Origin of the sequence: Neoalteromonas facilis (genome assembly GCF_002807665.1) — a bacterium.
In the GTDB taxonomy this organism is placed as follows: domain Bacteria; phylum Pseudomonadota; class Gammaproteobacteria; order Enterobacterales; family Alteromonadaceae; genus Alteromonas_E; species Alteromonas_E facilis.
This window is the reverse complement of the sequence record NZ_PEAY01000003.1, coordinates 538,178-563,630: the sequence shown is the minus strand read 5'-3', so window position 1 is coordinate 563,630 and position 25,453 is coordinate 538,178. Positions and strand designations below refer to the sequence as shown.

The window sequence follows — 25,453 nt, the reverse complement described above, 5'->3', positions numbered from 1 at the left end:
ATTAGTTGGGGTGATTGATACAATTCAAATTTTTTATGATTTTTAATATACAGAATTTCCCAAACAAAAACCCGCTTATTGAAGCGGGTTTTTTATGACATAAACCAATGCACTTATGGCATTTCGTCGAACTCTTCGCCTTCTTTTTCTACCTGAGGCGGCATTAGGTCTTCTTTACTAATACCTAATGACAGTGCAACAGAACTGGCGACATATATCGATGAATAGGTACCGATAATCACACCAAACAATAAAGCTGTTGCAAAACCATGGATCAATGCACCGCCCTTAAAGAACAAAGCGAGAAGTACTAACACGGTGGTTAATGACGTGATAATCGTACGGTTTAATGTTTGCGTTAAAGAGATATTGATAATCTCTTCCGGCGTACCTTTACGTACCTTGCGGAAGTTTTCGCGAATACGGTCTGATACAACAATGGTATCGTTCAGTGAGTAACCTATAACCGCCAAGACAGCGGCTAATATAGTTAGATCAAACTCTAACTGAAGTACCGCAAATAAACCCAAGGTAATAATAACGTCATGTGCCAAGGCCCCTACAGAACCTAATGCAAAACGCCATTCAAAACGCATCGCAACGTAGATCAAAATACAAATGAGCGCGACTAACATGGCTAACCCGCCCTGCTCAGTCAATTCTTCACCGACATTTGGACCAACGAATTCGATACGACGCATATCAACTTCATCACCATCGGCTCTTAATGCTGCAAGAATTTGATCGCCAATGGTCGCTGAATTCACACCTTCACGCGGCGCAATGCGGATCAAAACGTCTTGGCTACTACCAAAGTTTTGCACAATAGCATCGCCAAAATCAGCATTAGTTAATTGGATCCGTATCTGCTCCAAATGCGCAGCATTAGGGTATCCGACTTCAATTAGCGTACCGCCGGTAAAATCGAGTCCCCAGTTAAGCTTATTCGTGCTTAGCGCAACAATTGAGCCGAGGATCAATATGGTTGACAACACCATAGCGGGCATGCGCAAGCGCATGAAATTAACGGTGCTGGATAATTTAAGTAACTGCATAATGATCTCCCTTAAATCGCCAGCTTGTTAACTTTACGGCCACCCCAAATGAGGTTAACCAAGGTACGAGTCACGATAATTGCAGTAAACATTGACGTTGCAATACCGATCATCAGTGTCACTGAGAACCCTTTGATTGGGCCTGTGCCAACCGCAAACAAAATAAGACCTGCAATAAAGGTTGTGATGTTTGCGTCTAAGATGGTTGAAAAGGCACTATCAAAACCGTGGTGTATCGCTTGTTGAGGACTTCGCCCATCGCGTAACTCTTCTCGAATACGCTCAAAAATCAGAACGTTAGCATCTACAGCCATACCAACGGTTAATACAATACCGGCCATACCAGGAAGCGTTAAGGTGGCCCCTGGGATCATCGACATCACGCCCACAATCATAATCACGTTTCCGACCAAGGCGATATTGGCAACGATACCGAACGCTTTGTAATATATCAGCATAAACGCCAATACCAGTGCCAAGCCCCACATAATGGCTTGCATACCGAGTTCGATATTTTCTTTACCTAGGCTTGGCCCAACGGTGCGTTCTTCTACGATTTGGATCGGCGCAATCAAAGCACCTGCACGTAGTAGCAAGGATAAGTCACGCGCCTCTTTGGGTGAATCGAGTCCGGTAATGCGGAAACTACTGCCTAATTGCGCTTGAATGGTCGCAACGTTGATAACTTCTTCGTGCTTTTCAAACACTAACTTACCGTTTGCATCACGCTCGTCAGTGGCTTTGTACTCAATAAACACGGTTGCCATTGGCTTACCAATATTTCCACGCGTGTTGCGCGACATTTTGTTGCCACCGTCACTATCCAACGAAATATTAACCTGCGGGATCCCGTATTCATCAACACCACTGCTAGCGTCAATAATGTGGTTACCGGTTAACATAATGCGTTTTTCTAATAACTGAGGAACACCATTACGATCTTCGAGTAATTGCGAGCTCGCAGGTACACGACCATTCAATGCATCGCGAATGTCGTTGCGTTGGTCCACCATGCGGAATTCCAACGTTGCTGTCGCATTCAGAATTTCTTTTGCGCGTGCTGTATCTTGGATCCCCGGCAACTGCACCACAATACGATCAGCACCTTGCTTTTGCACCAATGGCTCAGCAACACCCAATTGGTTCACACGGTTACGGATGATCGTAATGTTTTGTTTAACCGCATAATCTCTGATTTCAGCCAAACGCGCTTCCGAGAACGTCGCTTCTATGCGTAAATCACTCTTTTCTTCAAATACCAAATCACGGTTTCGGTTACGTAAGAAAAACTCTGCGCTGTCGAGTGTTTCTTGGTCACGAAAAACGATTTCTACACCATTATCCATCGCTCGCACTGAACGATAACGCAAGTTCTCTTCACGTAGCGCTGTTCTGAAGTCACCCTGCGCATCTTCTAGCGCTTTCTCAATCGCCGAGTTCATGTCGACTTCCATCAAGAAGTGCACACCACCGCGCAGGTCTAAGCCAAGTTTCATTGGCGCACCGCCAATGTTGGCTAACCATTCCGGTGTATCGGGTGCCAGGTTCATGGCAACAAAATAATCATCACCCAATTCACTTTGCAGCAACTCACGCGCTAACAATTGGACATCACCATCCGCAACTCGCACTAATATTTGTTCATTGGCAAATTCAATGCGTTTGGTTTCGATATTGGCTTTCGTGAGCGCTTCGTTGACTTGCTCAACCATGGCTTCTGTGACTTGGGCGTTTCGCCCTGCGGAAATTTGTACTGCATGATCTTCGCCGTAAATATTGGGCAATGCATAAAGCGCACATCCCAACACTACGATGAAAACGAGTAGTGTTTTCCAAAGAGGATTTTGATTTAACACAACAACATTCCTTTGAGGTCAGCCGCACGGCTAACCTCATATTGATTCGACTAGATTGCTTTCATTGTTCCTTTCGGAAGAACAGCAGTGACAGCGGCTTTTTGCACAACGATATTAGTTGTGTCATTTAATGCAATTTCAATGAAGTCTTTTTCTTCATTGACCTTTGTGATCTTACCCACTAAACCACCTTGTGTGAGCACCTCATCGCCTTTACTAAGAGAGGCCACTAGGTTTTTATGCTCTTTTACGCGCTTTGCTTGTGGACGGTAAAGTAAGAAATAGAAAATCAAACCGAATACCACCAGCATGATAATCATTTCAAAACCGCCACCTTGTGGGCTACCGGCTGCTTGCGCATGTGCATCAGAAATAAAAAAGCTCATAAAACTCCCCAATTATTTATTGTTATAGTGCCGGTACCGGCATATTTTTTTTAGCATAAAAATCTTGCACAAATTCATCCAGCGCATTTGCATCAATTGCATCGCGTAAGCCTTGCATCACACGTTGGTAATAGCGCAGGTTGTGGATGGTGTTTAAACGCGCTCCGAGGATCTCGTTGCACTTGTCTAAGTGATGTAAGTATGCACGAGAATAATTTTTACAAGTGTAACAGTCACAATTTTCATCTAACGGTGATGTATCCGTCTTGTGAGCAGCGTTTCGGATCTTAATAACCCCTTCGGTTACAAACAGGTGGCCGTTACGTGCATTTCTTGTTGGCATAACACAATCAAACATATCAATGCCGCGCCTAACAGCTTCGACAATATCTTCCGGTTTGCCCACGCCCATCAAATAGCGCGGTTTATGCTCAGGAATTTTGGGTGCTGTATGTTCAATGATGCGGATCATATCTTCTTTCGGCTCACCAACCGACAATCCGCCTATTGCATAACCATCAAAATCAATCTCTAACAAACCTTCAAGTGATACGTCACGCAGTTGCTCATACATGCCACCCTGAATGATGCCAAACAAGGCTGAGGGACTGTCACCATGTTCATCTTTACTGCGTTTAGCCCAGCGCAGCGACAGTTCCATAGACAGTCTCGCTTCTTGTTCAGTCGCAGGGTATGGTGTGCATTCATCAAAAATCATGACGATATCTGAACCCAGATCGCGTTGAACTTGCATCGACTTTTCGGGCGTCAGCAGAATTTTTTCACCATTTATCGGTGAGCGAAAGGTAACGCCTTCTTCGGTAATTTTACGTAAATCGCCGAGTGAGAATACTTGGAAACCGCCACTGTCTGTTAGGATAGGTTTATCCCAGTGCATAAAGTCATGAAGGTCGCCATGCTGGCGGATAATACCGGTCCCTGGGCGCAACATAAGGTGGAATGTATTACCTAGGCATATGTGAGCACCAGAAGCTTCAAGTTCTTCTGGTGTCATTCCTTTTACAGTGCCGTATGTGCCTACCGGCATAAACGCAGGCGTTTCAACGACTCCGCGCTCGAACACTAATTGTCCGCGCCTTGCGCCTTTATCAGTGTTTAACAGTTTAAACTGCATGTTTCTTCCGATAACTATGTTATTGCTTAATTTTGGGGCGCGATTATACCAGTTATCTCAAGAAGGTCATGTGTTATCAGCCTTTTCAATGAACATCGCATCTCCATAGCTAAAGAAACGATACTCTTGTTCGATCGCTTGCTGATATGCATTCATCACATTTTCTCTTCCCGCAAAAGCACTTATTAACATCATTAACGTGGATTCTGGCAAGTGAAAATTGGTGATCATCGCATCAACTACATTGAAATGGTAACCGGGGTAAATGAATATACTGGTATCATCAAAAAACGGCTCTATTTCGCCGCTTTTGCCCGCAGTTTCTAGCGAGCGCACTGATGTTGTACCCACCGCAATAACACGACCGCCGTTCGCTTTAGTGTGTTTAACTGCGTCGACGACTTGCTGTGGAATTTCCGCATATTCCGCGTGCATCTGATGCTCTTCAATATTGTCCACACGTACCGGCTGAAACGTCCCAGCCCCCACATGCAGGGTAACAAAAGCCAATTGAACCCCTTTGGCCTTCAGCGCATCTAAGGTCGCATCATCGAAATGCAATCCGGCTGTCGGCGCCGCAACCGCACCGGGCTTTTCGCCATAAACGGTTTGGTAACGGGTTTTGTCTGAATCTTCATCAGGTCTATCAATATAGGGGGGTAACGGCATGTGCCCGTATTGCTCGAGCATGGCAAGGATCGAGTCTCCACCTTTAAACTCAAGTTCGAAAAGCGCGTCTTTGCGTCCGATAACTTCAACATCGATTGCTCCCTCAAGGCGCAATAAAGTCCCTGGTTTAGGGGCTTTGCTGGCGCGAACATGAGCAAGCGCAGTGTTGGTTTTCAAAATACGTTCGATCAACACTTCAACTTGTCCGCCAGTCTCTTTCTGCCCCATCAAACGAGCAGGTATCACTTTAGTATTGTTAAACACCAAAAGATCGTTTTCATGAATCAACGATAGAACATCGGTGAATTTGCCATGCGTTACGGCGCCAGTATTACCGTTTAACTGTAACAATCGACTAGCGGTGCGATCTTGGGTTGGATACTTCGCAATAAGATGTTCGGGTAAATCAAAATGAAAATCTGACAATTTCATAGGATGGTTTCGCAAATTTAAAGACAGCAGATCGTAACCGTGAAGTTACTCGTGAGGGCATGATTTTACGTATAGTTTCCAATACCTGCAATGCGTTTTTGATACCTGTATAACATCGATTATTTCGCATCGATTGACTAAAATATAGACAGCTTCACTAGCAGTATCGTTTAAACAGTGTTGTTTTCCTAAACTTCTTCTTTGACGCTCGCATTGCGAGCGTTTTTTTATGTCCGATTTAACGACACTGAACTATCGCAATATACACTCTTTACGCACTAGGCTATCGCCGAATATCCTCTAGAATTTCCGCCAATCCTTCAAAATCTAGCGCTTTGACATTTAACACTGACAAAATTTGTAACAAAAGATCAGCGCCTAAAATGCCTTTGTTCACTTTATTGCGTAAATTATCCGCGGTTTGCTCAATACCAATCTTCGCTAACCTATCGCTTAGCCCTTGATACGTCACGCCTCGTTTAGACATTTCGACTTTAATGACCCGCTGCACAGCACTGCGCCACTGATTGTTTATTTTACCTGACATTTATCACCACAAATGTAAATTATAATTCACATTTGATTCCTATTGTTCACTTTTGTTAAAAATAAAGTTTGACAATTACTCGCCCTAATGTCTACACTTTTTTGGCGCTTTATTACAGCCCGTGTAATAGTGTTATTCGCCCAACAAGGGTAAAGTATAATCTTGGAAGTCAGCAACAGGAGAATGTAAATGAGCTGGGACTTGCAACAACTAACGCAACTGCTTACTGAGCAGAGTCAATACGTAGTAACAGAGGAAGAGCACTGCTTATTGATAGCGAATGAAGATGGCATTGATGCCTGGTTGGCCATTAGTGGCGAGCAAATTTTGGTTGAAAGTTTACTGTTTGCCGTTTCTGAAGTTCAGGACACAACGGCTTTGAATGACGAGATACTTCGCACGCACATGATTTTTCCGCTGACGACAGTCGGAATCTCAAGCGTTGCCGGTGACGACTATTACACAGCATTTGGTTCGTTAAGCGCACAATCAAAAGGTGAAAGCGTACTCATTGAGATAGAGACATTGTTCCAGAACGTCGCGGCGTTCCTCGACGCGTACCAGTCTCATTTATCCATCTCAGTGTAATTTAGTCAGGAGAAGATTATGTCAGTATGGCGAAAGTTAGTTACAGCAGTGAAAGGTGGTGCTACGGAAGCGGCGCAATCTGTTGTTGACAGTCAAGCGATCCGAATTCTTGAACAAGAAATTCGCGAAGCAAAAGAAGAGCTGCGTAAATCAGACCATGCGCGCACCCAGATTTTAGCCAAGTGCAAATTGGCGCAACAAAAGGTCAACAGTATTAATGAGAGCATGGCACAGTATGAAGAGCATGCGCGCAAGGCAATCGATACTGATCGTCAATTGGCGTTAGATTGTGCACAAAAAGTGTCAGATCTTCGTGCAGAATTAGACACAGAGCAAAGCTACTTAGACCAGTTTCAAAAGTCTGAAGCACAACTGGCTCAGAATATTTCTCAAGCAAAAGCCAACTTGCGCCGTCTAGAGCAGCAAGTGGATATGGTGAAGGCGACTGAGTCTGTGCAAAAAGCACAAGTTGCGGTTTCTTCTCGCCACATGGGCGCGAATAGTAAAATGAAAACCGCAACAGAATCATTGCAGCGTATTCAAGAGCGTCAAACCCTGAGAAATGCAGAATTAGAAGCCGCTGAAGAGTTAGCTAGCAATGACTCATCTGACGATTTAGAAAAACGTCTTGCGGCTGCCGGCATAAAAGGCGGTCAAACATCGGCAGATGATGAGTTGAGCCGTATTCTTGGTAAATAGGCTGGCAATATGAGCTTATGGGTCAAAGTCCGCAAAGTCATGATGCAGTACTTTGCGGAAGCTCGCTGGTACACCATCGCGCTAGTGCTTGTGTTTTATACACTGAGCAGTTGGGTGCTGCTATACTTCGCGGGCGAGACCTCATTATTATCTACCCACGATTTCATTTATTGGTTAGCGGTCACCGGATCCACCGTTGGATACGGTGACTTTTCTCCTTCTACCCCAGCCGGCAAGCTTATTGTTGCGTTTTATATTATTCCGTTAGGTTTAAGCATATTCGCCATGGTGATTGGACGCATAGCAAGCTGGGTTTCGGGTCAATGGCAAAAGGGAGTATTAGGTTTGAAGAGTCTATCGGTGCAAGATCACATTCTGGTTATTGGTTGGAATGATAATCGAACACTTCAACTGCTGAAATTGTTAATGCAAGAACGCGCAAACGCCAAAGATGCACCAGAGATTGTGTTGTGCGTTAGAGCTGAAGTTAACAATCCTATGCCAGGTGATATTGAGTTTGTCAGAGTTAATTCGTTTAACAACGATGAAATGGATCGCGCTGGTGTTGCAAGCGCTAAAACCATCATCATTGACAATCCCCTCGATGACATCACGATGACGACGTCGCTGTATTGCGCCCAGCGCAATCCTGATGCCCATCTAGTGGCGTACTTCCATGATGAAAATCTTTCTAAACTGTTAGAACAACATTGCCCGAACGTGGAATGTACACCCAGTGTTGCCGTGGAAATGCTGGCCAAGTCGGCATTTGATCCCGGCTCAAGCGTGCTGCATCATGATTTATTGGATGTGCAAGAAGGACAAGCACAGTACTCCGTTACCGTACCGGATGAATTAAGCTCTCTCTCTTTAGAATCCATATTCATCAATTTAAAACGTCAATATGAAGCCATCTTTATCGGTTATGCACCGCGTGGTGACTATCGAGCGATGCATGTAAACCCAAGCCTATCGGGGCACTTAAACGGTGGTGATAAGGTGTTTTATATTGCAGATAAACGCATCGCATCCTTGGACTGGGACAGATTAGTAAAAGGACATTAAGCCATGTTTAAGAAATGGTTTGGCAAGACACCTGACACGACACCAAAAGCGCCTGAAATAATGGGGCTCTATTTAGGTGGTTCATTTGAACTTGATAGCTTAAAGCTGCGCTTACTGGTACCCGACTTAATGATAGAAGAACCGGCGAGCAAACATATTATTCAAGCTGTTGGCGAAGTACATCTGGATAGCGGCGGTAAAATGCTACGCTTCTATACTGACGATGATGCCTTTCTTCAAGTCGTGCTGGATGGCGGTGACACTGAAGCGCACATCACAGATGTAAAGCTATGGTATTTTTACGAAACGCTCACGGTTGGCAATGAGCAACAATGGCAACAAGCCTTATCGCACACCATTTCCAAGCCGTCCTATACCTTAGCAGATGTCGAATTTACACGTGTTTGGAATGCCGTTGGTGAAGAATCACCGCCAGTTGCGTTTACCGAAAAAACCTATGAAGAAGACGGTGACACTAGTCAAACCGATCAATTTATGATGTTGTATGAACGTCCCATAGGCGAACAGCAGTTTGAATCATTGCTCGTTGCCGGAGAAGAAAAAATTATTGGGCAAAACGCAGACCGATGCATCGTCATCAGTACAGGGTTTGACATACAACCGGCTGATATCAAAATATACGGCTGACCCTTTAACGAATATCGCAACCTTAAGGAAAACTCATGGACGCACTCTTAGCCTCAATTGCCAATTTAGATTCATTCGCCTTGTACTTTGCGATCAGTATCGCTTTTTTATTCATTTTTAAGATTGTCTATGCCTTCGTCACACCACATGATGAATGGCATTTGGTTAAAGAGAAGCAAAGCGTTGCCGCAGCTATCGGGTTTGGTGGCGCAATGATCGGCTTTGCTATTGCACTTGGCGGCGCAGTCTCTAATTCACAATCGTTGGTAGATTTCGCTGTTTGGGGCGTTGTTGCGATCATTGCACAAGCATTTGCATTCGCTGTATTGCGCTTTACCTTTATGCCCAAAATTGCCGAGCGCATCAATAATGACGAAGTGTCCGCAGGAATCATGCTTGCGTCGGTATCGATAGCTGTTGGTTTGTTAAATGCTGCTTGCATGACGTACTAAGGGGGTCAACATGACATCTCAAAAACGCTCTTCCAGCATAAACTTACATCGCATGCGCAAATTCTTTGCGCTCAAACCGGTAGCAGTGGGTGTAGCGTCAATATTCCTAACTGCGTGTGGCGATCGTCAGGAAGGTGTTATCTATACCACGCTAGACGAATGTATTAACGATAATCCAGCCTCTGCCGCTGATGTATGTAAAGCTGCATATGAAGAAGCGCTTGCTGAAGCCGAGCGCACTGGACCTAAATTTGCTAACCAGAATGACTGCGAATATGAATTTGGTGCCAACCAATGTCACCACGTTGATACCAACCAAGGTTCATTCTTTATGCCATTTATGGCGGGTTACATGGTAAGCGAGTTGTTGTCGCCGAAAAAGCGCTATTACACGCAACCCATGTACACCTCTTATTCTCGATACTCTCCATTCAGAATGCGTTGGGCAATGGCTGATGGCTATGTATTTGACGGGGATATCCGTGATAAGCGCTACCGAGTAAAAGAGTCGACATTTACCAAGAAACCGGCTGTCTCGCGTACGATTTCTCGTGGAGGCTTTGGTAGCACCGTTAGGGCCAAGTCAAGTTGGGGCAGTTCGTCGCGCAAAGGCAGTTGGGGCGGCTAATTGCTTCGTATTCCGATTAAAGAACGGCCGCGCTGGCGTGAACGCGCGGCCGAATTCGGCTTTAACTTCCACACCATGTACGGTGAACCCTACTGGGACGAAACTGCCTATTATCAGTTCTCTTTGCAACAAATTGAGCGTGATATTGAAGATCCCACAGCCGAATTACACAGCATGTGCCTTGCTGTCGTCGATAAAGTATCGAAGGATAGTTTCTGGCTCGAACGCTTTCAAATTCCCGAATTATACTGGGATGCCATCGCGCAATCATGGCAACAACAACAGCCTAGTTTGTATTCTCGTTTGGATCTGGTTTACGACGGTCACTCAGCAGCAAAGCTGCTGGAAAACAATGCCGATACGCCCACGTCGCTGTATGAATCAGGTTTTTGGCAATGGTTGTGGTTGCAAGACAACGTAGACAAAGGGTTGCTGCCGCGCGGCAGTGACCAGTTCAATTCCCTGCAAGAAAAACTAATCAAACAACTAGGCGTAATCGCAGATTATTACCAAACACCAGACATGCACTTCAGTTGCTGTAAAGACACAGAAGAAGATCGCGGCACTGTGCAGTATTTACAAGACTGTGCCAGCGATGCAGGTGTCCGCAATCATTTTGTATTTATCGAGGACATCGGTATTGCCGAAGATACCAACGGTGAAACAATATTTTCTGATCTTGATGACACTGCAATTTCAACGTGCTTTAAATTATATCCTTGGGAATTTATGTTGCGAGAGGACTTTGGCCCAGAAATTCTCAACGCGAAAACTCAATGGATTGAGCCGATTTGGAAAAGCATTCTGTCAAATAAAGCATTACTTCCTTTGCTATGGGAGATGTTTCCAAACCACCCTAACCTGCTACCTGCGTTTTTCGCCGATAAATGGAATAAACCAGGTAGCATTGAGACTTCATTTGGAAAGTGGGTAAAAAAACCCTTGTACTCCAGAGAAGGCGCAAACATTAGCATTTTAGACGGCAGCAAACCGGTCTACGCTACTGAAGGCCCCTATGGCGATGAGGGCTACATTATTCAGGCCCATACGCCTCTGCCGCGCTATGGTGATAACCATACATTGATCGGCTCATGGTTAGTCAACGATGAGCCGGCCGGTATTTCAGTAAGAGAAGATATTTCCCCTATCACACAAGATTTATCACGCTATTTGCCGCATGTGATTAACGGCTAGATCAAGACGTTCGTAGCGGCTCTATAGTTAATTCCACTCGGCGGTTTTGCTCTCGCCCAGCAGCCGTCTCATTTGAAGCGATGGGCGCCATTTCTCCCATACCTTGCGTCACCATACGGCGAGAGTCGACGCCTTTGTTCAACAATGATTGTTGTACACTCAGCGCACGCCCTTGTGATAGTTGAAGGTTGTATTCCGCAGTGCCTGTACTGTCGGTATGGCCAACTATTCTCAACACAGTTTTATCGTATTTGTTCAACACCAATGCGACATCGGATAACACTGGCTCAAAGTGTGCAGCAAGCACTGCTTGATTGGTTGCAAAAGTAATGTTGGATGGCATTACAAGACGAATATTGTCACCATCGCGATACACCCCAACACCGCTATCGGCTAATTCGTCACGGAATGCTTTTTCTTGTTCATCCATGTAATTGCCAACCGCCGCACCAGCCAACGCACCGACAACCGCGCCCCAAGCATAGCGACTTTTGTCATGATCGCCCGTACCTTTACCCGCGATTGCACCTAGCACTGCACCAATCGCTGCGCCTTTTTGCGTATTGGAATACTGCTGATTAGCACAACCCGCACTCAATCCGAGTGTCAAACAAAGCGCTACCGTAAGCTTTTTAGACATATTGACTTCCCCATTTCCCAAAAATTAAGTAGACACCCACAGGCTACAAAAGTTGAGCCTTTAATGTAAGTCATTGGAAAATACTCCGTAGCGGAAATCTATAACTATTGAAATCAGTGTTATCGCTCGAAAATCGCCCCTCATGTGATATTGTTTCTGTGACTCCACCCGCCATAAATGGCGAGGTTTCTTACTTCTCAGGCCGCAGCTTGTTCGTGACAAGTCTTACACAAGCCTCCATAAGCAGTAACGACAAGTCCTGCCGCCTTAAGTTCTAGAATACCTTTGTCACGAATATTAAGCGCAGCATTGACGTCGCGATCTATATCTTGGGTGTCGCAAGATGGGCAATCCCACTTGCGAACCGATAAAGACATATCATCCATTTTATGACCACAACAATGACAGGTTTTCGAGCTGGCAAACCATTGGTCAATTTTGATCAGATGCTTGCCTTGCTGCTTCGCCTTGTATTCCAGCTTTGTCACAAAGCTATACCACGAGGCATCAGCGATATGCTTAGCAAGTTTGCTATTTTTCATCATGTTAGCTGATTTTAATGTCTCTACAATCACCGCTTGGTTTTCGTCAACGAGTGTATGAGATAATTTATGTTGAAAATCAGCACGCGCATTGGCCGTTTTTTCGTGGCACTTTGCCACCAGTAAACGGGCTTTATTCCGATTGGCGCTTCCCTTTTGTTTTCTGGATAGCTGGCGTTGTTTACGTTTTAGGTTACGCTCTGCACGTTTAATAAAGCGCGGGTTGACGGTTTTCCTTCCGCTAGCTTCGACAACGAAAGCCGATAAGCCCAAATCTACCCCTGTAATCTTATCAATGGTGTTAGCTGGTTTAGGCACTTCAAGCCCATCATCAACCAAAATTGATGCGTAGTATTTACCTGTTCTGGTTAATGTAACCGTAATGCTTTTGACCGTCCCGTTTATCTCTCTATGGATCTTCGCAGAGATCGGCTGATTTAGTTTGGGTAACTTTATTGCTTCATCAAAAACCTTAACACCCACACAATGATAACTGGATTGCTTACCGTGTTTACTTTTGAATTTTGGGTATCTAGCTTTGAGCTTTGGGTTGAAAAAATTATCAAAGGCTGTATGCAGGTTGATAACCGATTGCTGTAATGCAATTGAATCGAATTGCTTAAGCCAGTTGTATCTTCTAGATCTTTTACCCACTGAAAGCAGTGGTTTTAAGTCCTTCTTCGGGCTTAAGGTCTGCCCGTAGCGACTGTAAAAATGTTTCTTGATATGCAGCGCTTTATTATACGCAAACCGAACCGCGCCAAACTGAGCGTTTAAAAACTCCGCCTGTTCTAGTGTTGGGTAAATGCGTACTCTTGTGGCCCTTAACATTTTCAGCGCTCATTGATATAGCTCAACAATATTATGGGCTACATAGGAATATATCAAGTTAGTGCACATAGTCAGGAGTTACTTTCTGACTATCTCAAAAAACGACATAACGTGACAAAGCTCGTTGTTCATTTGGTTTTGATTACCAAATACAGACGCAAACTGTTTGAAAGAACGATGATCCAGCAATTGCGTGAAGCTCTCGAATCATTATGTGAAAAACTGGAATGTAAATTACTTGAAATAGATGGCGAACGAGATCACGCACATTTACCTGTTTCCTATCCGCCAAAACTGGCCGTTAGCGTCATGATTAATAACTTGAAAGCTGAAGGCTCCCGAAGACTCAGAATACTTAATACGTACCTGACAGTTCAAAGTAAATCGGGTATGTTATGGTCAAGATCTTATTTTGCCTGTAGCTCTAGCGGTGCCACTATCGAAACATTAAAAGAGTATGTAAATAGTCAAAGTACGAGTGTTTATAAATGCAACGCACTTTCCGCTTGTATCCCCGCCCGATTGGGCGAGGTTGACAAGGATTTTGCTAACAAGAACCCTAACCCATTCACACTACGATGTATCCAGTTAAACAACCGTTAAAAATCGCTGCGGCGATCGCTACTACATTGCTAGTGGTCGAAATTATCAATTTACTCACTCAACGCAGCCTAGTGTACTTCGGGATATACCCCAGGAATCTGCACTATTTACCGATGATTTTTACCAGCCCTTTTATACATGCAAGTGTGCAACATTTATTGGCCAATCTGATCACGGTAAGTGTGTTTGCAGGGTTGATCAGTACACAGGGTACCAAGCGATTTCTAACGGTTTCACTTTGGATCATTGTGGTTACGGGGTTGCTCGTGTGGTTATTGGGTCGTTCAGCTATGCATGTGGGAGCCAGCGGCGTCATATATGGCTACTTAGGGTATTTGCTTATCGCAGGTTGGCGCAGCAAGCAAAAACGCATGTTACTGATCTCACTTCTTGTCGCAGCATTTTATGGGTCGATGATTTTCGGCGTGCTCCCCAGCGCAGGATTCATTAGCTGGGAGTCCCATCTTTTCGGCTTTTTTTCAGGGGTAATCGCCGCATGGTATTGGGCAAAATAGCAGAGTTCAGTATACTGATGCTCAAAATGGAGTGACCAGAAATCGCATGTCTGAACAACAAGAAATAAAAACTGCCCAGCAAACTGATGCAAAGGATAAACCCAACAGTGGGTTCTTTGGTAACCTAATTTTTAATATCCTTATTCCCGTAGTGATCATGAGCTATGCAAGCTCTGACGAATGGCTTGGTCCTGCGTGGAGTATAGTCGCTGCACTTGCATTCCCAATTTGTTACGGATTATGGGACTTGAAAGTCGCTGGCAAAGTGAATGCGTTTTCTATTCTAGGTATCGTCAGCGTATTACTGACAGGCGGCATTAGTTTACTTGAACTACCCGCTGAATATATTGCGATAAAGGAAGCGACTATCCCTGCACTTATCGGACTTGCCGTCATCATCACCCAATATACACATAAGCCTTTGGTCAAGATTCTGGTGTTAAATGATCAAATCATCAATTGGCCTCACCTCGATAAAGTACTCGCAGAAAAAGGCAAAGTAGATGAGTTTGAGAAAAAAGTAGCGAATAGTAGTTATATTGTCGCCAGCTCCTTTTTCTTAAGTGCAGTGCTTAACTACGTGCTGGCAAAAGTTATCCTAGTAAGTCCGCCGGGAACAACCGAATACACCGAAGAGCTGGGACGAATGACAGCATTAAGCTACCCCGTTATCGTCATTCCCAGCATGATCCTACTGATAACGGCGTTGTGGTACTTGTTCGCGCAAATCAAGAAAATCACCGGTGAAGACATCGAGGATTTTATCAATCAATAGGTGCTGAGAAATGCTCTCGGTAAACTTAACAACTGCAACTAGCATCGAAGGAAATGAATAATGGCGCTATTCACAGCGCCATGAATCTTTAAAAGAGCACGGGCCATTTTCGCCAGTCGCATCTTTAACCTTTTCATCGGAAGATATTGAAACGTTTGTCGTAATGCTCCCCTTGTGAGCCGCTAGAAACATAAAGATATTTTTTGCTATATCGGTGTTATCCATAGCGCCTCTGAAGGCTTCAGCTCCCGAGCCGAAACTAAAGACATCTACGTCAACCCCAGTGTGCCCAGAGGTCGTCCACCCTGTATTCGTTCTGGCATCAACTATTCCTTTGAGCACCGCCTGTTGAGCACGTGCTTCAGCAGATAAATCTATTGCATTGATGAGGGACTTCTCTTCCTCATTTAATCCAAAGCCAAAGGCCTTCTCTACCAACGAAACACGATCATCTGATAGGGCTAATTGCTTAGTCGTTGTCTCAATCGAAGCCGTCATATTGTGCAGGTATTCCGGACTCCAGCGGTACTCACCATTGGCTGCGATGGTCAGTCCACCGGTACTGTGGTCGGCCGTCAATATCACCAATGTATCAGGGTTCTGTTTGACATAATCACGCAAAAATTCAACCGTAAGAGCCAAATCATGCATTTCCGCCATAGCAGATGCAATATCGTTTGCATGCCCAGCCCAATCAACCTGGCTAGCTTCGACTAACAAAAAATAGCCATTCGGGTTTTCTAAATGTTTAATCGCATGTTGCGTTAGATAACGCAGTCTGTCTTTGCGATTGTCATCAAGCACCCATGGCAAGCCAACGGGCGCGAACAAACCCAGTAGACGCGTAGGCTGTGTCAAGGTCGCGAGTTTGTTGTAGGTATCTACATACTGGTAACCGGCATCAATAAATTCGCCGGTAATATTCCGATCACTTCGCTCAAAAAAGCTTTGACCACCGCCCAGAATAACATCAACGACAAAGTCACCGTTTAACCTGTCATCAAAGAAACTTTCTGCTAACTGATCATAGTTGCGACGATTTTCATTCGCCGCAACGTAAGAGGCAGGCGTTGCATGAACAACCTGAGAGGTCACGGCAACACCCGTTTTCATACCATTTAATTTGGCTTGGTGTAATACCGTTTTAACCGGTTGTTTGTTGACATCAACTCCAATAGCACCATTGTATGACTTAATGCCGCTGGCTAGCGCCGTCGCACTGGCTGCTGAGTCTGTCACATAACCGGATACCTGTGCCGGGTAGGTACTTGCTGTTCCCATCAAAATTTCATCAAACACGACCTTTTCAACATTCGGTGTAGTCGGATCATCTTTGAAGTTACGATATGCAGTCACATAAGCCGGTCCCATGCCATCAGACACGATCATAATGATGTTTTTAGGCGTGTTACTGGCTTGAGAAGAAGACTCTTTTGGCCCGGTAGCCATACAAGCTGAAAGCGCTAACGACAAAGACGCAATCCCTAGAGACTGAATAAAACGCATTTTGAAATCCTGTGGGTAAAATCCCATCAATTGTAAAACAGCCGGCAATGAAGTGAAACTGTCTTACTCAAGAATTTCCCGCATGCGTTGCTGTACTACATCCACTAGCAGATCCGGTTGGAACTTGGAAATAAATCGGTTACAGCCAACCTTTGCCACCATAGCTTCATTAAAGCGACCACTGAGAGAAGTGTTTAACGCAATAAACAAATCACTCATACGCGGATCGTCACGGACTTCTGCGGTTAAACGGTATCCATCCATCTCTGGCATTTCCGCATCGGTGAACATCATTAATATTTTATCCGTGACCTTTTCCCCATTGTCAGCCCACTTTTTCAGGCGTTTCAAAGCTTGGAGGCCATCATTCTCCTCAATGATATTAATACCCAGTTGCTCCAGCGTTTCACGAATTTGATTGCGCGCAGTAGATGAGTCATCAACAATCAGCACTGTTTGGCCTTTTAAATGCTCAATAACATTGTGATCAATAATTTCTTCAGAGATATCGATATCGTAATCAATGATCTCGGCCAGCACTTTTTCCACATCAATGATTTCAACCAGCTCAATTTTATCTTCAATTTCAATCTGCGTGATTGCTGTTAAATAATTACGCTTTCCAATCGTGTTGGGCGGTGGCTGTATATTGCTCCATGAGGTATTGACGATATTTAACACTTCACCAATCAGAAAGCCCTGCACGCTGCGATTATATTCGGTAATGATTACGTTTAAGTGTTGCTTTTCCCGCGCTTCACCCCGTAATTCAGGCATTTTAATCGCCTGGCGCAAATCAATAATGGGGATTGATGAACCTCGGTAATTGGTCACGCCTTTTAAATTGGCGTGAGAACCCGGCATCTGATTTAACTTGGGAATAGTGATGACTTCTTTAACTTTAAATACATTGATTGCAAACACATGACGAGTGCCCAGCTTGAACATAAGGAGTTCAAGCCGATTCTCCCCAACAAGCTGGGTTCGTTGATCAACTGAAGCTAAGATGCCCGACATAAATTCTCGTTATATTAGGTGCCACCAAAAAAGCATAGACCCAGAGTCTAGGATTGACAATCTAACTCGCGCATACAATGACTTGGGCAGCTCTACACGTATTTTCATATCGGCACACACTGGCATTTTCTGAGTAATTGAGCTTTTTTATATAGACAGATAAATACAGGCATATTCACGCAATTTATATCGAACATGAAAATTATACTGTTTCGTTATCCTCATAAAGCGCTTAGGATGAATTCACGAATCGATACAAACCTACTTCTAAAAGAGAGGACTCAACATGTCTCAGTATCAACAAGACTTAGCAGCAATCGCTAAATTGAAAGACGCACAAAATGGCACATGGAATGGCATCAATCCAGATTTTGCGGCCCGTATGAAAATACAAAACCGTTTTAAGACTGGATTGGACATTGCTAAATATACTGCAGGGATCATGCGCAAAGATATGGCTGAGTACGATCAAGATAGCAGCCAATACACTCAGTCATTAGGTTGCTGGCATGGTTTTATTGGTCAACAGAAGATGTTGGCCGTGAAAAAACATCAGGGCACTACCAATAAACGTTATTTATATCTTTCTGGTTGGATGGTAGCGGCACTTCGCTCAGAGTTTGGTCCTCTGCCTGATCAGTCTATGCATGAAAAGACGTCTGTACCTGCATTGATTGAAGAGCTTTACACCTTCCTTCGCCAAGCTGATGCGCGTGAACTAGGCGACTTATTCAAGAAATTGGATGCAGCGAAAGCAGCGGGTCAAGACACCAGTGCGATTCAAGCAGAAATCGATAACTATGAAACGCACATTGTACCCATCGTAGCGGACATTGATGCAGGTTTCGGTAACGAAGAAGCAACGTACCTACTTGCCAAGAAAATGATCGAAGCCGGTGCATGCTGTATCCAGATTGAAAACCAAGTATCTGACGCTAAACAATGTGGTCACCAAGACGGTAAAGTAACCGTTCCACATGAAGATTTCTTAGCAAAAATTAATGCTGTTCGTTACGCATTCCTAGAGCTAGGCGTAGATGACGGCGTTATCGTGGCACGTACTGACAGCTTAGGCGCTGGTCTTACACAAAAGATACCTGTATCACAAAGCGAAGGTGACCTAGCGGCTCAGTACAATGCCTTCTTAGAGACAACACCAGTAAACTCTGTTGCCGACTTAAATGAAGGTGACTTAGTACTTAAACAAAATGGTGAGTTGGTTAAACCTACGCGTTTACCAAACGGCTTGTTCAAATTCAAAGCTGATACCGGTTTCGACCGCGTAGTATTGGATTGTGTAACATCACTTCAACACGGTGCTGACTTACTGTGGATTGAAACTGAAAAGCCTCACGTAGGTCAGATTGCAGAGATGGTTAATGCAATTCGCGAAACTATACCGAATGCGAAATTGGTATATAACAACTCTCCATCGTTCAACTGGACCCTAAATTTCCGTCAACAAATCTTTGACGCATGGAAAGAAGAAGGTAAAGACGTATCGGCATACGATCGTGCAGGCCTAATGAGTGTTGAATACGATACCACTGAGCTAGCTGTAGCAGCCGACGAGAAGATTCGTTCATTCCAGGCGGATGCGGCGCGCGAGGCGGGTATCTTCCACCACTTGATCACATTACCTACGTATCACACTGCGGCATTGTCTACTGACAACCTAGCGAAAGGCTACTTCGGTGACCAAGGTATGCTGGCATACGTATTAGGTGTTCAGCGTCAAGAGTTACGCCAAGGTCTAGCGTGTGTTAAACACCAAGCAATGGCTGGCTCAGATTTGGGTGATACGCATAAAGAGTACTTCTCTGGTGACCAAGCATTGAAAGCGGCCGGTGAAGACAACACTATGAACCAGTTTGATGTTTAATCCCTTCGAACATATTAACTAAACCGTTAGTTCGAATTTCAAGCCCGCAGGAAGCGGGCTTTTTTTTTGCCGTTGAATTAAGCGCGATTGGGATTTGGGTATAACAGCTTGTGCATGATTTTTTGGCGAAACGGTTGCCATTCCCCTTCTGCCTGAGCCAGACGATTCGCCACAATCCACAGTACTTGCGGATTATGCCCTAAGCCCATATGGCTACCCTTCACTTCAATATTCTCTGCACGAATTGCGTCATGCGCCCAATCATCGCGGCAAGCCTGCCAATGCGCTATACCATCTGATTTAGAATAGATGGCCGTTGATGGCACAGGGGGTGGCTTGAGCATACGTTCCATAGCATCGGGCGAACGTTCTGCAACGTCACCGTTTATAAGCTTAAACATACGAGCCGCAATGGGCGCAGCTCCCTGCGGGCCATTAAACGGACTGCCAAGAGAAATCACTTGGCGCACACAGTCCGGAATTTCGCGTGCAATTTCACGCGCTAAAATCCCACCTAAGCTCCAGCCAACCAGACTTACTTTGGCATCATATTTAACATGCTCAGTGATCACTCGATTGAGTAGTTGGTCACTAATAAGCCTCTCACCGTTGACTACGTGAGTACCTAAGTTACGCCCAAGCTCCCAACCACTGGCTGCATATCCTTTCATTTTCAAAAAGGTACGGATCAATCCTGTGCTTCTATCACTGGCTAAAAAACCGGGGATCACCATGACAGGGTGACCATCTCCTTTAGGGGCTCGCATGAGCAATGGCATCGCTAAACCTGCAGCGCCGAACTCCATTAAGGCGCGCCCTTCTCGCAATAAATTCAACCGAGAAGGTCGTTGAGTGGTCATTGCTTTACTCATAAATGATGCTCTTTATTACTGATTAATGCATTGAGTGCGGCAAATGCACTCACTCGTTTTTCAACTAACGCTTCCAGCTCTAATGCAGACTCCCTTAAGTAACGTGCGAACACGTTGATATCCGGCATGATGTTTTCAGCACTGGTTGGGCTGATTGACAATGTATTGTTGTAACTGAACACTGGGATCATAAGACCCATACCATCATATAAGGGAGCGGTGCCCATATTGACCAATAATTCATGTCCAGACAGGTATACGGGGATAGGTGGCCCCGGTACGTTGGTAATGACGAGATTGAACAAAGGATTATGCCGCTTGGCTAACGCCATTTTTGAATAGAACCGTGATGCGGCACCAGCCAAACCAAATGGTATAAGCTCTGCAAATCCCATTAAACTGCGAGCATCGACGGCTTTTTGATATTCTTTTTGCGTTTTTGTGTTTTGGACTATCGTTTTAAATCGCTCTAGCGGATCGTCGATATCCGTAGCCAATTGCACGTACATGGCCGCTACCTGATTGCCCATCGCATTCTTTTCTTCATTCGTGCGCGTGCTCACAGGCACCATTGCAACTATAGGATCTTCAGGCAGTTCATTTTTTTCCAATAAGTACCGCCGGATAGCGCCAGCACAGATGGCTAAAACCGCATCATTCAAAGAAGCGCCTTTAACGCCCCGGCGTAATAACTTCACACGCGACAAATCGAGTACGGCACTGTCCCAACAGCGCTGGCGCTCAACGGTGGTGTTTAATATCGATTTGGGTGCACTAAAGGGCAAAGTGGGTGGTTTAAGCCCTTCAATACGGGTTAAATAGCTGGCTTTTAATGCCGCTTTACCCGCATCCCACAACAATCCTGGCAATTGTGTAGGCCTAGAAACTAAATTCATTGCCGTGCGGCCTAATAATCCAAGATTACCAGGGGCTTCTTCTGTGGATGGCGCTTTGTCAGCAGGCGGAACTGGGCGCGGTGTGGGCGACACATCAAATAACATACTCATAAGATCAGCACCCGATTTACCATCAAAGCCAGCATGGTGAATTTTACTGACCAGCGCAATTGAACCTTTAGGTACCTGAGCAATGTCTTCGATACCGTCAACAAAGACAAACTCCCACAAGGGTTTATGTCGGTCAATTTGCCCTGAAAAAATGTCAGAAGCCATTGCTCGAAGCTCTCGCCAGCCACCAGGTGATGGGAGTGTTCGGTGCGCAAGGTGATTACTCAGGTCGAAATCAGGGTCATCGACCCAATAAGGTCTATCCAGACTCATGGGTACACTAACTAACTTTTGTCGTAAGCGAGGCACCGTGTGTACGCGTTGCTGCATAAAGGTAACAAAGTCTTCATAGGCAAGGGAACCTTGCAAGATGGCGACACCACCTATGTGCATCGGAATAGTATCCGACTCTAAATATAAGAAAGCTGCATCTAACCCGCTAAGCGATTCCATTGGATATCCTCGCACAGTTGTTAATTTGATGTTAATTCACTCAATCAACATCATCAAGCGAGTTCAGCAGGATTTAACACCCTAACATCATACTTAATGATGGTTATGTATAAGACTAAAGAACTAGCTATAAATCTAATTCAAACGCTATATAATCAATTTTAAGAATCTGGACAGGCAGACCTATTAAAAACATGAATATCGCAAAAGTGGACTTGAATTTATTGGTGTATCTCGATGTGCTGTTGAGGGAAGGCAGCGTCACCAAAGCTGCCAACCAGTTAAGCATTACCCAACCTGCAATGAGTAACGGCCTTAAACGCTTGAGAGACCTATTCAAAGATCCCTTATTAGTGCGCACCAGCGAAGGGATGACCCCTACCCAGAGAGCCACTGAACTACAACCGATTATTCGTGATGTGCTCGCCCGCCTTGAAACCTCAATTCAGCCTGAAACTGAATTTGACCCGGCGTCTAGTGATCGCACCTTCAGGATCATGACCTCTGATTATGCTGAATCTACTTTGGTACTTGAGTTAGTGGGCCGATTAAGAGAACTTGCCCCCAACATAACACTCGATTTAATCACCCCAAGTGACGTCAACTTTCATGATGTTGAGCAGGGCAAGGTTGATATGGCGATCAACCGATTTGATGAACTGCCTTTGTCATTCCATCAGAAGGTTATTTGGTATGACACCTTCTCCTGCGTGATCAGCAGCAATAATCCGCAAAAGAAAAACTTCGACCTTAATGCATACTTAAGTGGTCAGCATATTTGGGTCAGCAAGACTGGCTTTGGTGTGGGCGTCGGCATTGATCCGAATGAAGTTCAAAAGCTTGGCTGGGTTGATGCTGAACTGACAAAGCTGGGTAAACAACGCGACATAAGGGTATTCACCCGCCATTATCATGCTGCCCTGCAAATGGCGAAAACACAGAATTTGATTGCTACCCTGCCAAGTCGTGCTGCGCGCATTCTTGCAGATGATCCTGCTGTCAGTATTGTTGATCCGCCTTTTGATATTCCACCCATTGCACTTAAAATGGCGTGGAGCGCTTTACTTCATCATGACGCCGGTCATATATGGCTGCGCCGTTTAATCGCCGATGTTGGCAACGACATCGCGAGTTAGGTAAATAGTGTGACATCGACCTCTCAAATGCATTCACATAATTTATAGTAGGCATCGGAGGCATAAATTAAACATTAGGTGCCACTCATGATTAACTAGTGGCGTCACTGTTAATCATTCATGAGGCCGTTTATGACGTCGACAAGCCAACAGCGCGAAACACGCAATGAACTTCAAATCGCAAAATGTCTATTTGATTTTATTGAAGACAAAGCCCTGCCGGGCAGCGGTGTCACCAGTGAACAATTCTGGCAAGGTTTCTCCACTGTATTGGCTGAATTCACCGATAGAAACGTTGCGTTGTTGCAAAAGCGTGACACTCTACAAGCGAAAATCGACCAGTACCACCTGCAACACTCTGAACTTGACGCGGCCGACTACAAAGCCTTCCTAGCGGACATCGGTTATTTAGTTGATCAACCCGACAATGTCAGTATAGAAACCCAAAACGTCGACGATGAAATTGCCGTTAAGGCAGGTCCTCAACTCGTGGTACCGATTAACAACGCTCGCTACGCATTGAATGCCGTTAACGCGCGCTGGGGCAGTTTATACGATGCACTGTACGGCACCGATATCATTGACGAAGAGTCTGGCAAATCGCGTAGCGGCGGTTATAACCCCACGCGTGGGGCTGAAGTTATCCGTCAAGCTCGTCTGTGGTTAGATACGATTGCCCCATTACAGAATGGATCTCACGTTGATGCCATTCGATACTCGATTAGTGATGATGGCTTGATCGTAACGCTGTCTGATGAGTCCAATACTACGTTAGCGAATAGCGGAGCGTTTGCCGGTTACAAAGGCGATGTAAGTGCACCCTCTGCAATTTTATTGCGCCATAATGGCCTGCATGCAGAGTTGCAAGTCGAACCCGAACATCCCATTGCAAAAGACGACCCCGCGGGGCTAAAAGACATCTTATTGGAATCCGCCCTCACAACCATTATGGACTGTGAAGACTCGGTTGCCGCCGTCGACGCAGAAGATAAAACCTTGGTGTACAGTAACTGGCTTGGCCTTATGCAAGGCACACTTAACGTGAGCATGGACAAAGGCGGAAAAACGTTTACCCGCTCTATGAATGAAGACCGTCACTATGACCGGTTGCATGGTGGCAATTATACGGTCTCGGGCAGAAGCTTGATGTTTGTGCGTAACGTAGGCCATTTAATGCGCAATGACGCGATTTTATTCCGCGGCGAACCGGTATTTGAAGGACTGATGGATGGCGTCATCACGAGCTTGATCGGTAAACATGATTTATTACGCAACAGCCCTTTTGTTAATTCCACTCAAGGCAGTATTTATATCGTGAAGCCCAAAATGCATGGGCCTGAGGAAGTTGCATTTACCAACGATTTATTTGCCGCCGTCGAAAATGTGTTATCGATTCCCAACAATACGTTGAAGATGGGAATTATGGACGAAGAGCGTCGCACAACGGTGAACCTAAAGGCCTGCATCAATGCAGCGAAAGAACGTGTTGTATTCATTAACACCGGTTTTCTTGACCGCACCGGTGATGAAATCCACACCTCAATGCATGCTGGAGCTTTTGCAGACAAGGCTGCATTGAAAACCATGCCATGGATCAAAGCCTATGAGCATGCCAATGTGGCGATTGGACTCTCTTGCGGGTTAAGCGGAAAAGCGCAAATCGGTAAAGGCATGTGGCCGATCCCTGATCAAATGGCCAATATGATGCAAGCCAAAATCGGCCACCCTCAATCAGGCGCGAATACAGCATGGGTCCCCTCTCCTACAGCAGCTACTTTGCATGCCCTGCACTACCATCAAGTTGATGTGTTTAGTATTCAGGAAAAACTGAAAAGCGAGGCATTTGACGGGCTAGATGACATACTCACGATCCCATTGGCAGATCCTGCCAGTACACTTAGTGATGAACAAATTCAACGTGAAGTAGACAATAATGTTCAAGGCATTCTCGGCTACGTTGTACGTTGGGTTCACCAAGGGGTCGGTTGCTCCAAAGTGCCCGATATCAATAACGTTGGGCTTATGGAAGACCGCGCCACATTGCGCATTTCAAGCCAGCACTTAGCGAATTGGTTACTGCATAAAGTCATTACGCCACAGCAAGTGCAGCAATCGCTAGAGAAAATGGCGTCGTTAGTTGATGAACAAAATGCAGGTGACCCTGAGTACATTCCGATGGCTCCGGATCTTGCCTCTTCGATTGGTTTCCAAGCCGCCAGCGAGCTTATATTCAAAGGCTGTGAACAACCTAGTGGCTACACCGAGCCCTTGCTTCATGCGAAGCGGATTGAGATGAAATCAATTCAAAAGTAAGCCCTAA

The 25,453-nt window shown here is 45.1% G+C and carries 24 protein-coding genes and 1 pseudogene; 13 read left to right on the top strand and 12 right to left on the bottom strand.

Features of this window, described 5'->3' with window-relative positions; translation table 11 throughout:
* Positions 1-113: 113 nt before the first annotated feature.
* The 6 genes from secF to CSH93_RS10810 all read right to left on the bottom strand — a co-directional run bounded on the left by secF (position 114) and on the right by CSH93_RS10810 (position 6,080).
* Positions 114-1,055 (bottom strand): protein translocase subunit SecF, encoded by a 942-nt coding sequence (secF, locus tag CSH93_RS10835; RefSeq protein WP_100643251.1) that lies wholly within the window; start codon positions 1,053-1,055, stop codon positions 114-116.
* An 11-nt stretch (positions 1,056-1,066) separates the two neighbouring features.
* Entirely contained in the window at positions 1,067-2,911 is a 1,845-nt protein-coding gene (gene secD / locus CSH93_RS10830) for a protein translocase subunit SecD (RefSeq protein WP_100643250.1), read from the bottom strand.
* A gap of 50 nt (positions 2,912-2,961) precedes the next feature.
* Positions 2,962-3,297, bottom strand: a complete 336-nt coding sequence (yajC, locus tag CSH93_RS10825) for a preprotein translocase subunit YajC (RefSeq protein WP_100643249.1) — start codon at positions 3,295-3,297, stop codon at positions 2,962-2,964.
* 22 nt (positions 3,298-3,319) lie between these two features.
* Positions 3,320-4,432: a tRNA guanosine(34) transglycosylase Tgt gene (tgt, locus tag CSH93_RS10820; protein ID WP_100643248.1), complete on the bottom strand. Its 1,113-nt coding sequence runs from the start codon at positions 4,430-4,432 to the stop codon at positions 3,320-3,322.
* Positions 4,433-4,498: 66 nt separating this feature from the next.
* Positions 4,499-5,533 carry a tRNA preQ1(34) S-adenosylmethionine ribosyltransferase-isomerase QueA gene (queA, locus tag CSH93_RS10815; RefSeq protein WP_100643247.1) on the bottom strand — a complete coding sequence of 345 codons (1,035 nt, stop codon included), beginning with the start codon at positions 5,531-5,533 and terminating at the stop codon, positions 4,499-4,501.
* A gap of 283 nt (positions 5,534-5,816) precedes the next feature.
* On the bottom strand, positions 5,817-6,080 hold the full coding sequence (locus CSH93_RS10810; RefSeq protein WP_100643246.1) for a DUF6471 domain-containing protein: 264 nt from the start codon (positions 6,078-6,080) through the stop codon (positions 5,817-5,819).
* 189 nt (positions 6,081-6,269) lie between these two features.
* On the opposite strand from CSH93_RS10810, the gene CSH93_RS10805 reads away from it, so the two are divergent.
* The 7 genes from CSH93_RS10805 to CSH93_RS10775 are packed head-to-tail and all read left to right on the top strand — an operon-like array spanning position 6,270 to position 11,354.
* Complete coding sequence (locus CSH93_RS10805; RefSeq protein WP_100643245.1) at positions 6,270-6,668, top strand: DUF2170 family protein; 399 nt, start codon at positions 6,270-6,272, stop codon at positions 6,666-6,668.
* Positions 6,669-6,686: 18 nt separating this feature from the next.
* Positions 6,687-7,367: a PspA/IM30 family protein gene (locus CSH93_RS10800; protein WP_100643244.1), complete on the top strand. Its 681-nt coding sequence runs from the start codon at positions 6,687-6,689 to the stop codon at positions 7,365-7,367.
* Positions 7,368-7,376: 9 nt separating this feature from the next.
* Positions 7,377-8,432 (top strand): potassium channel family protein, encoded by a 1,056-nt coding sequence (locus CSH93_RS10795; protein WP_205663287.1) that lies wholly within the window; start codon positions 7,377-7,379, stop codon positions 8,430-8,432.
* A 3-nt stretch (positions 8,433-8,435) separates the two neighbouring features.
* Complete coding sequence (locus CSH93_RS10790; protein ID WP_100643243.1) at positions 8,436-9,080, top strand: YjfK family protein; 645 nt, start codon at positions 8,436-8,438, stop codon at positions 9,078-9,080.
* A gap of 35 nt (positions 9,081-9,115) precedes the next feature.
* Positions 9,116-9,532 carry a DUF350 domain-containing protein gene (locus CSH93_RS10785; protein WP_100643242.1) on the top strand — a complete coding sequence of 139 codons (417 nt, stop codon included), beginning with the start codon at positions 9,116-9,118 and terminating at the stop codon, positions 9,530-9,532.
* A 10-nt stretch (positions 9,533-9,542) separates the two neighbouring features.
* Complete coding sequence (locus tag CSH93_RS10780; protein ID WP_100643241.1) at positions 9,543-10,160, top strand: DUF1190 domain-containing protein; 618 nt, start codon at positions 9,543-9,545, stop codon at positions 10,158-10,160.
* On the top strand, positions 10,161-11,354 hold the full coding sequence (locus CSH93_RS10775; protein WP_100643240.1) for a glutathionylspermidine synthase family protein: 1,194 nt from the start codon (positions 10,161-10,163) through the stop codon (positions 11,352-11,354).
* 1 nt (position 11,355) lies between these two features.
* Here CSH93_RS10775 and CSH93_RS10770 read toward each other — a convergent pair whose 3' ends face one another.
* Positions 11,356-11,994 carry a YiaD family glycine zipper/OmpA-like lipoprotein gene (locus CSH93_RS10770; RefSeq protein ID WP_100643239.1) on the bottom strand — a complete coding sequence of 213 codons (639 nt, stop codon included), beginning with the start codon at positions 11,992-11,994 and terminating at the stop codon, positions 11,356-11,358.
* Positions 11,995-12,191: 197 nt separating this feature from the next.
* Positions 12,192-13,367, bottom strand: coding sequence for an RNA-guided endonuclease TnpB family protein (locus tag CSH93_RS10765; RefSeq protein WP_100643238.1), 1,176 nt, complete (start codon positions 13,365-13,367; stop codon positions 12,192-12,194).
* A gap of 33 nt (positions 13,368-13,400) precedes the next feature.
* On the opposite strand from CSH93_RS10765, the pseudogene tnpA reads away from it, so the two are divergent.
* From tnpA to CSH93_RS10750, 3 genes and pseudogenes are all read left to right on the top strand, one after another.
* A pseudogene (gene tnpA, locus CSH93_RS10760) lies at positions 13,401-13,844 on the top strand (IS200/IS605 family transposase); the annotation flags it as partial.
* Between the two features lie 101 nt (positions 13,845-13,945).
* On the top strand, positions 13,946-14,485 hold the full coding sequence (locus tag CSH93_RS10755) for a rhomboid family intramembrane serine protease (protein WP_100643237.1): 540 nt from the start codon (positions 13,946-13,948) through the stop codon (positions 14,483-14,485).
* 46 nt (positions 14,486-14,531) lie between these two features.
* Complete coding sequence (locus CSH93_RS10750; protein WP_100643236.1) at positions 14,532-15,260, top strand: VC0807 family protein; 729 nt, start codon at positions 14,532-14,534, stop codon at positions 15,258-15,260.
* Between the two features lie 66 nt (positions 15,261-15,326).
* Here the strand turns inward: CSH93_RS10750 and CSH93_RS10745 are convergent, their stop codons facing one another.
* Together CSH93_RS10745 and CSH93_RS10740 are read right to left on the bottom strand one after the other, a co-directional pair.
* The gene (locus tag CSH93_RS10745) at positions 15,327-16,766 is read right to left on the bottom strand and encodes an alkaline phosphatase (protein WP_100643235.1); all 1,440 of its coding nucleotides are present in this window, start codon (positions 16,764-16,766) and stop codon (positions 15,327-15,329) included.
* Positions 16,767-16,829: 63 nt separating this feature from the next.
* Positions 16,830-17,783, bottom strand: a complete 954-nt coding sequence (locus CSH93_RS10740) for a chemotaxis protein CheV (RefSeq protein ID WP_100643234.1) — start codon at positions 17,781-17,783, stop codon at positions 16,830-16,832.
* Between the two features lie 286 nt (positions 17,784-18,069).
* On the opposite strand from CSH93_RS10740, the gene CSH93_RS10735 reads away from it, so the two are divergent.
* The gene (locus CSH93_RS10735) at positions 18,070-19,665 is read left to right on the top strand and encodes an isocitrate lyase (RefSeq protein ID WP_100643233.1); all 1,596 of its coding nucleotides are present in this window, start codon (positions 18,070-18,072) and stop codon (positions 19,663-19,665) included.
* Positions 19,666-19,742: 77 nt separating this feature from the next.
* Here CSH93_RS10735 and CSH93_RS10730 read toward each other — a convergent pair whose 3' ends face one another.
* Positions 19,743-20,537, bottom strand: a complete 795-nt coding sequence (locus CSH93_RS10730) for a lipase family protein (RefSeq protein ID WP_100643232.1) — start codon at positions 20,535-20,537, stop codon at positions 19,743-19,745.
* A complete protein-coding gene (locus tag CSH93_RS10725; protein ID WP_100643231.1) occupies positions 20,534-21,997 on the bottom strand; it encodes a WS/DGAT/MGAT family O-acyltransferase in 1,464 nt (487 codons plus the stop codon). The genes CSH93_RS10730 and CSH93_RS10725 overlap by 4 nt, the downstream gene beginning before the upstream one ends.
* 194 nt (positions 21,998-22,191) lie before the next feature.
* On the opposite strand from CSH93_RS10725, the gene CSH93_RS10720 reads away from it, so the two are divergent.
* Together CSH93_RS10720 and CSH93_RS10715 are read left to right on the top strand one after the other, a co-directional pair.
* Positions 22,192-23,133, top strand: a complete 942-nt coding sequence (locus CSH93_RS10720) for a LysR family transcriptional regulator (protein WP_100643230.1) — start codon at positions 22,192-22,194, stop codon at positions 23,131-23,133.
* Positions 23,134-23,265: 132 nt separating this feature from the next.
* A complete protein-coding gene (locus CSH93_RS10715) occupies positions 23,266-25,446 on the top strand; it encodes a malate synthase G (protein WP_100643229.1) in 2,181 nt (726 codons plus the stop codon).
* Positions 25,447-25,453 lie beyond the last annotated feature (7 nt).

What these genes read in the sequence shown, in the direction of transcription:
- CSH93_RS10730 (WP_100643232.1), bottom strand. Translation starts at nt 20,537, where the DNA reads ATGAGTAAAGCAATGACCACTCAACGACCTTCTCGGTTGAATTTATTG.
- CSH93_RS10765 (WP_100643238.1), bottom strand. Translation starts at nt 13,367, where the DNA reads ATGTTAAGGGCCACAAGAGTACGCATTTACCCAACACTAGAACAGGCG.
- CSH93_RS10720 (WP_100643230.1), top strand. Translation starts at nt 22,192, where the DNA reads ATGAATATCGCAAAAGTGGACTTGAATTTATTGGTGTATCTCGATGTG.
- CSH93_RS10800 (WP_100643244.1), top strand. Translation starts at nt 6,687, where the DNA reads ATGTCAGTATGGCGAAAGTTAGTTACAGCAGTGAAAGGTGGTGCTACG.
- CSH93_RS10790 (WP_100643243.1), top strand. Translation starts at nt 8,436, where the DNA reads ATGTTTAAGAAATGGTTTGGCAAGACACCTGACACGACACCAAAAGCG.
- CSH93_RS10770 (WP_100643239.1), bottom strand. Translation starts at nt 11,994, where the DNA reads ATGTCTAAAAAGCTTACGGTAGCGCTTTGTTTGACACTCGGATTGAGT.
- CSH93_RS10785 (WP_100643242.1), top strand. Translation starts at nt 9,116, where the DNA reads ATGGACGCACTCTTAGCCTCAATTGCCAATTTAGATTCATTCGCCTTG.
- CSH93_RS10715 (WP_100643229.1), top strand. Translation starts at nt 23,266, where the DNA reads ATGACGTCGACAAGCCAACAGCGCGAAACACGCAATGAACTTCAAATC.
- CSH93_RS10810 (WP_100643246.1), bottom strand. Translation starts at nt 6,080, where the DNA reads ATGTCAGGTAAAATAAACAATCAGTGGCGCAGTGCTGTGCAGCGGGTC.
- secF (WP_100643251.1), bottom strand. Translation starts at nt 1,055, where the DNA reads ATGCAGTTACTTAAATTATCCAGCACCGTTAATTTCATGCGCTTGCGC.
- CSH93_RS10735 (WP_100643233.1), top strand. Translation starts at nt 18,070, where the DNA reads ATGTCTCAGTATCAACAAGACTTAGCAGCAATCGCTAAATTGAAAGAC.
- CSH93_RS10795 (WP_205663287.1), top strand. Translation starts at nt 7,377, where the DNA reads ATGAGCTTATGGGTCAAAGTCCGCAAAGTCATGATGCAGTACTTTGCG.
- CSH93_RS10780 (WP_100643241.1), top strand. Translation starts at nt 9,543, where the DNA reads ATGACATCTCAAAAACGCTCTTCCAGCATAAACTTACATCGCATGCGC.
- CSH93_RS10745 (WP_100643235.1), bottom strand. Translation starts at nt 16,766, where the DNA reads ATGCGTTTTATTCAGTCTCTAGGGATTGCGTCTTTGTCGTTAGCGCTT.
- CSH93_RS10755 (WP_100643237.1), top strand. Translation starts at nt 13,946, where the DNA reads ATGTATCCAGTTAAACAACCGTTAAAAATCGCTGCGGCGATCGCTACT.
- CSH93_RS10750 (WP_100643236.1), top strand. Translation starts at nt 14,532, where the DNA reads ATGTCTGAACAACAAGAAATAAAAACTGCCCAGCAAACTGATGCAAAG.
- queA (WP_100643247.1), bottom strand. Translation starts at nt 5,533, where the DNA reads ATGAAATTGTCAGATTTTCATTTTGATTTACCCGAACATCTTATTGCG.
- CSH93_RS10725 (WP_100643231.1), bottom strand. Translation starts at nt 21,997, where the DNA reads ATGGAATCGCTTAGCGGGTTAGATGCAGCTTTCTTATATTTAGAGTCG.
- tgt (WP_100643248.1), bottom strand. Translation starts at nt 4,432, where the DNA reads ATGCAGTTTAAACTGTTAAACACTGATAAAGGCGCAAGGCGCGGACAA.
- yajC (WP_100643249.1), bottom strand. Translation starts at nt 3,297, where the DNA reads ATGAGCTTTTTTATTTCTGATGCACATGCGCAAGCAGCCGGTAGCCCA.
- CSH93_RS10805 (WP_100643245.1), top strand. Translation starts at nt 6,270, where the DNA reads ATGAGCTGGGACTTGCAACAACTAACGCAACTGCTTACTGAGCAGAGT.
- CSH93_RS10740 (WP_100643234.1), bottom strand. Translation starts at nt 17,783, where the DNA reads ATGTCGGGCATCTTAGCTTCAGTTGATCAACGAACCCAGCTTGTTGGG.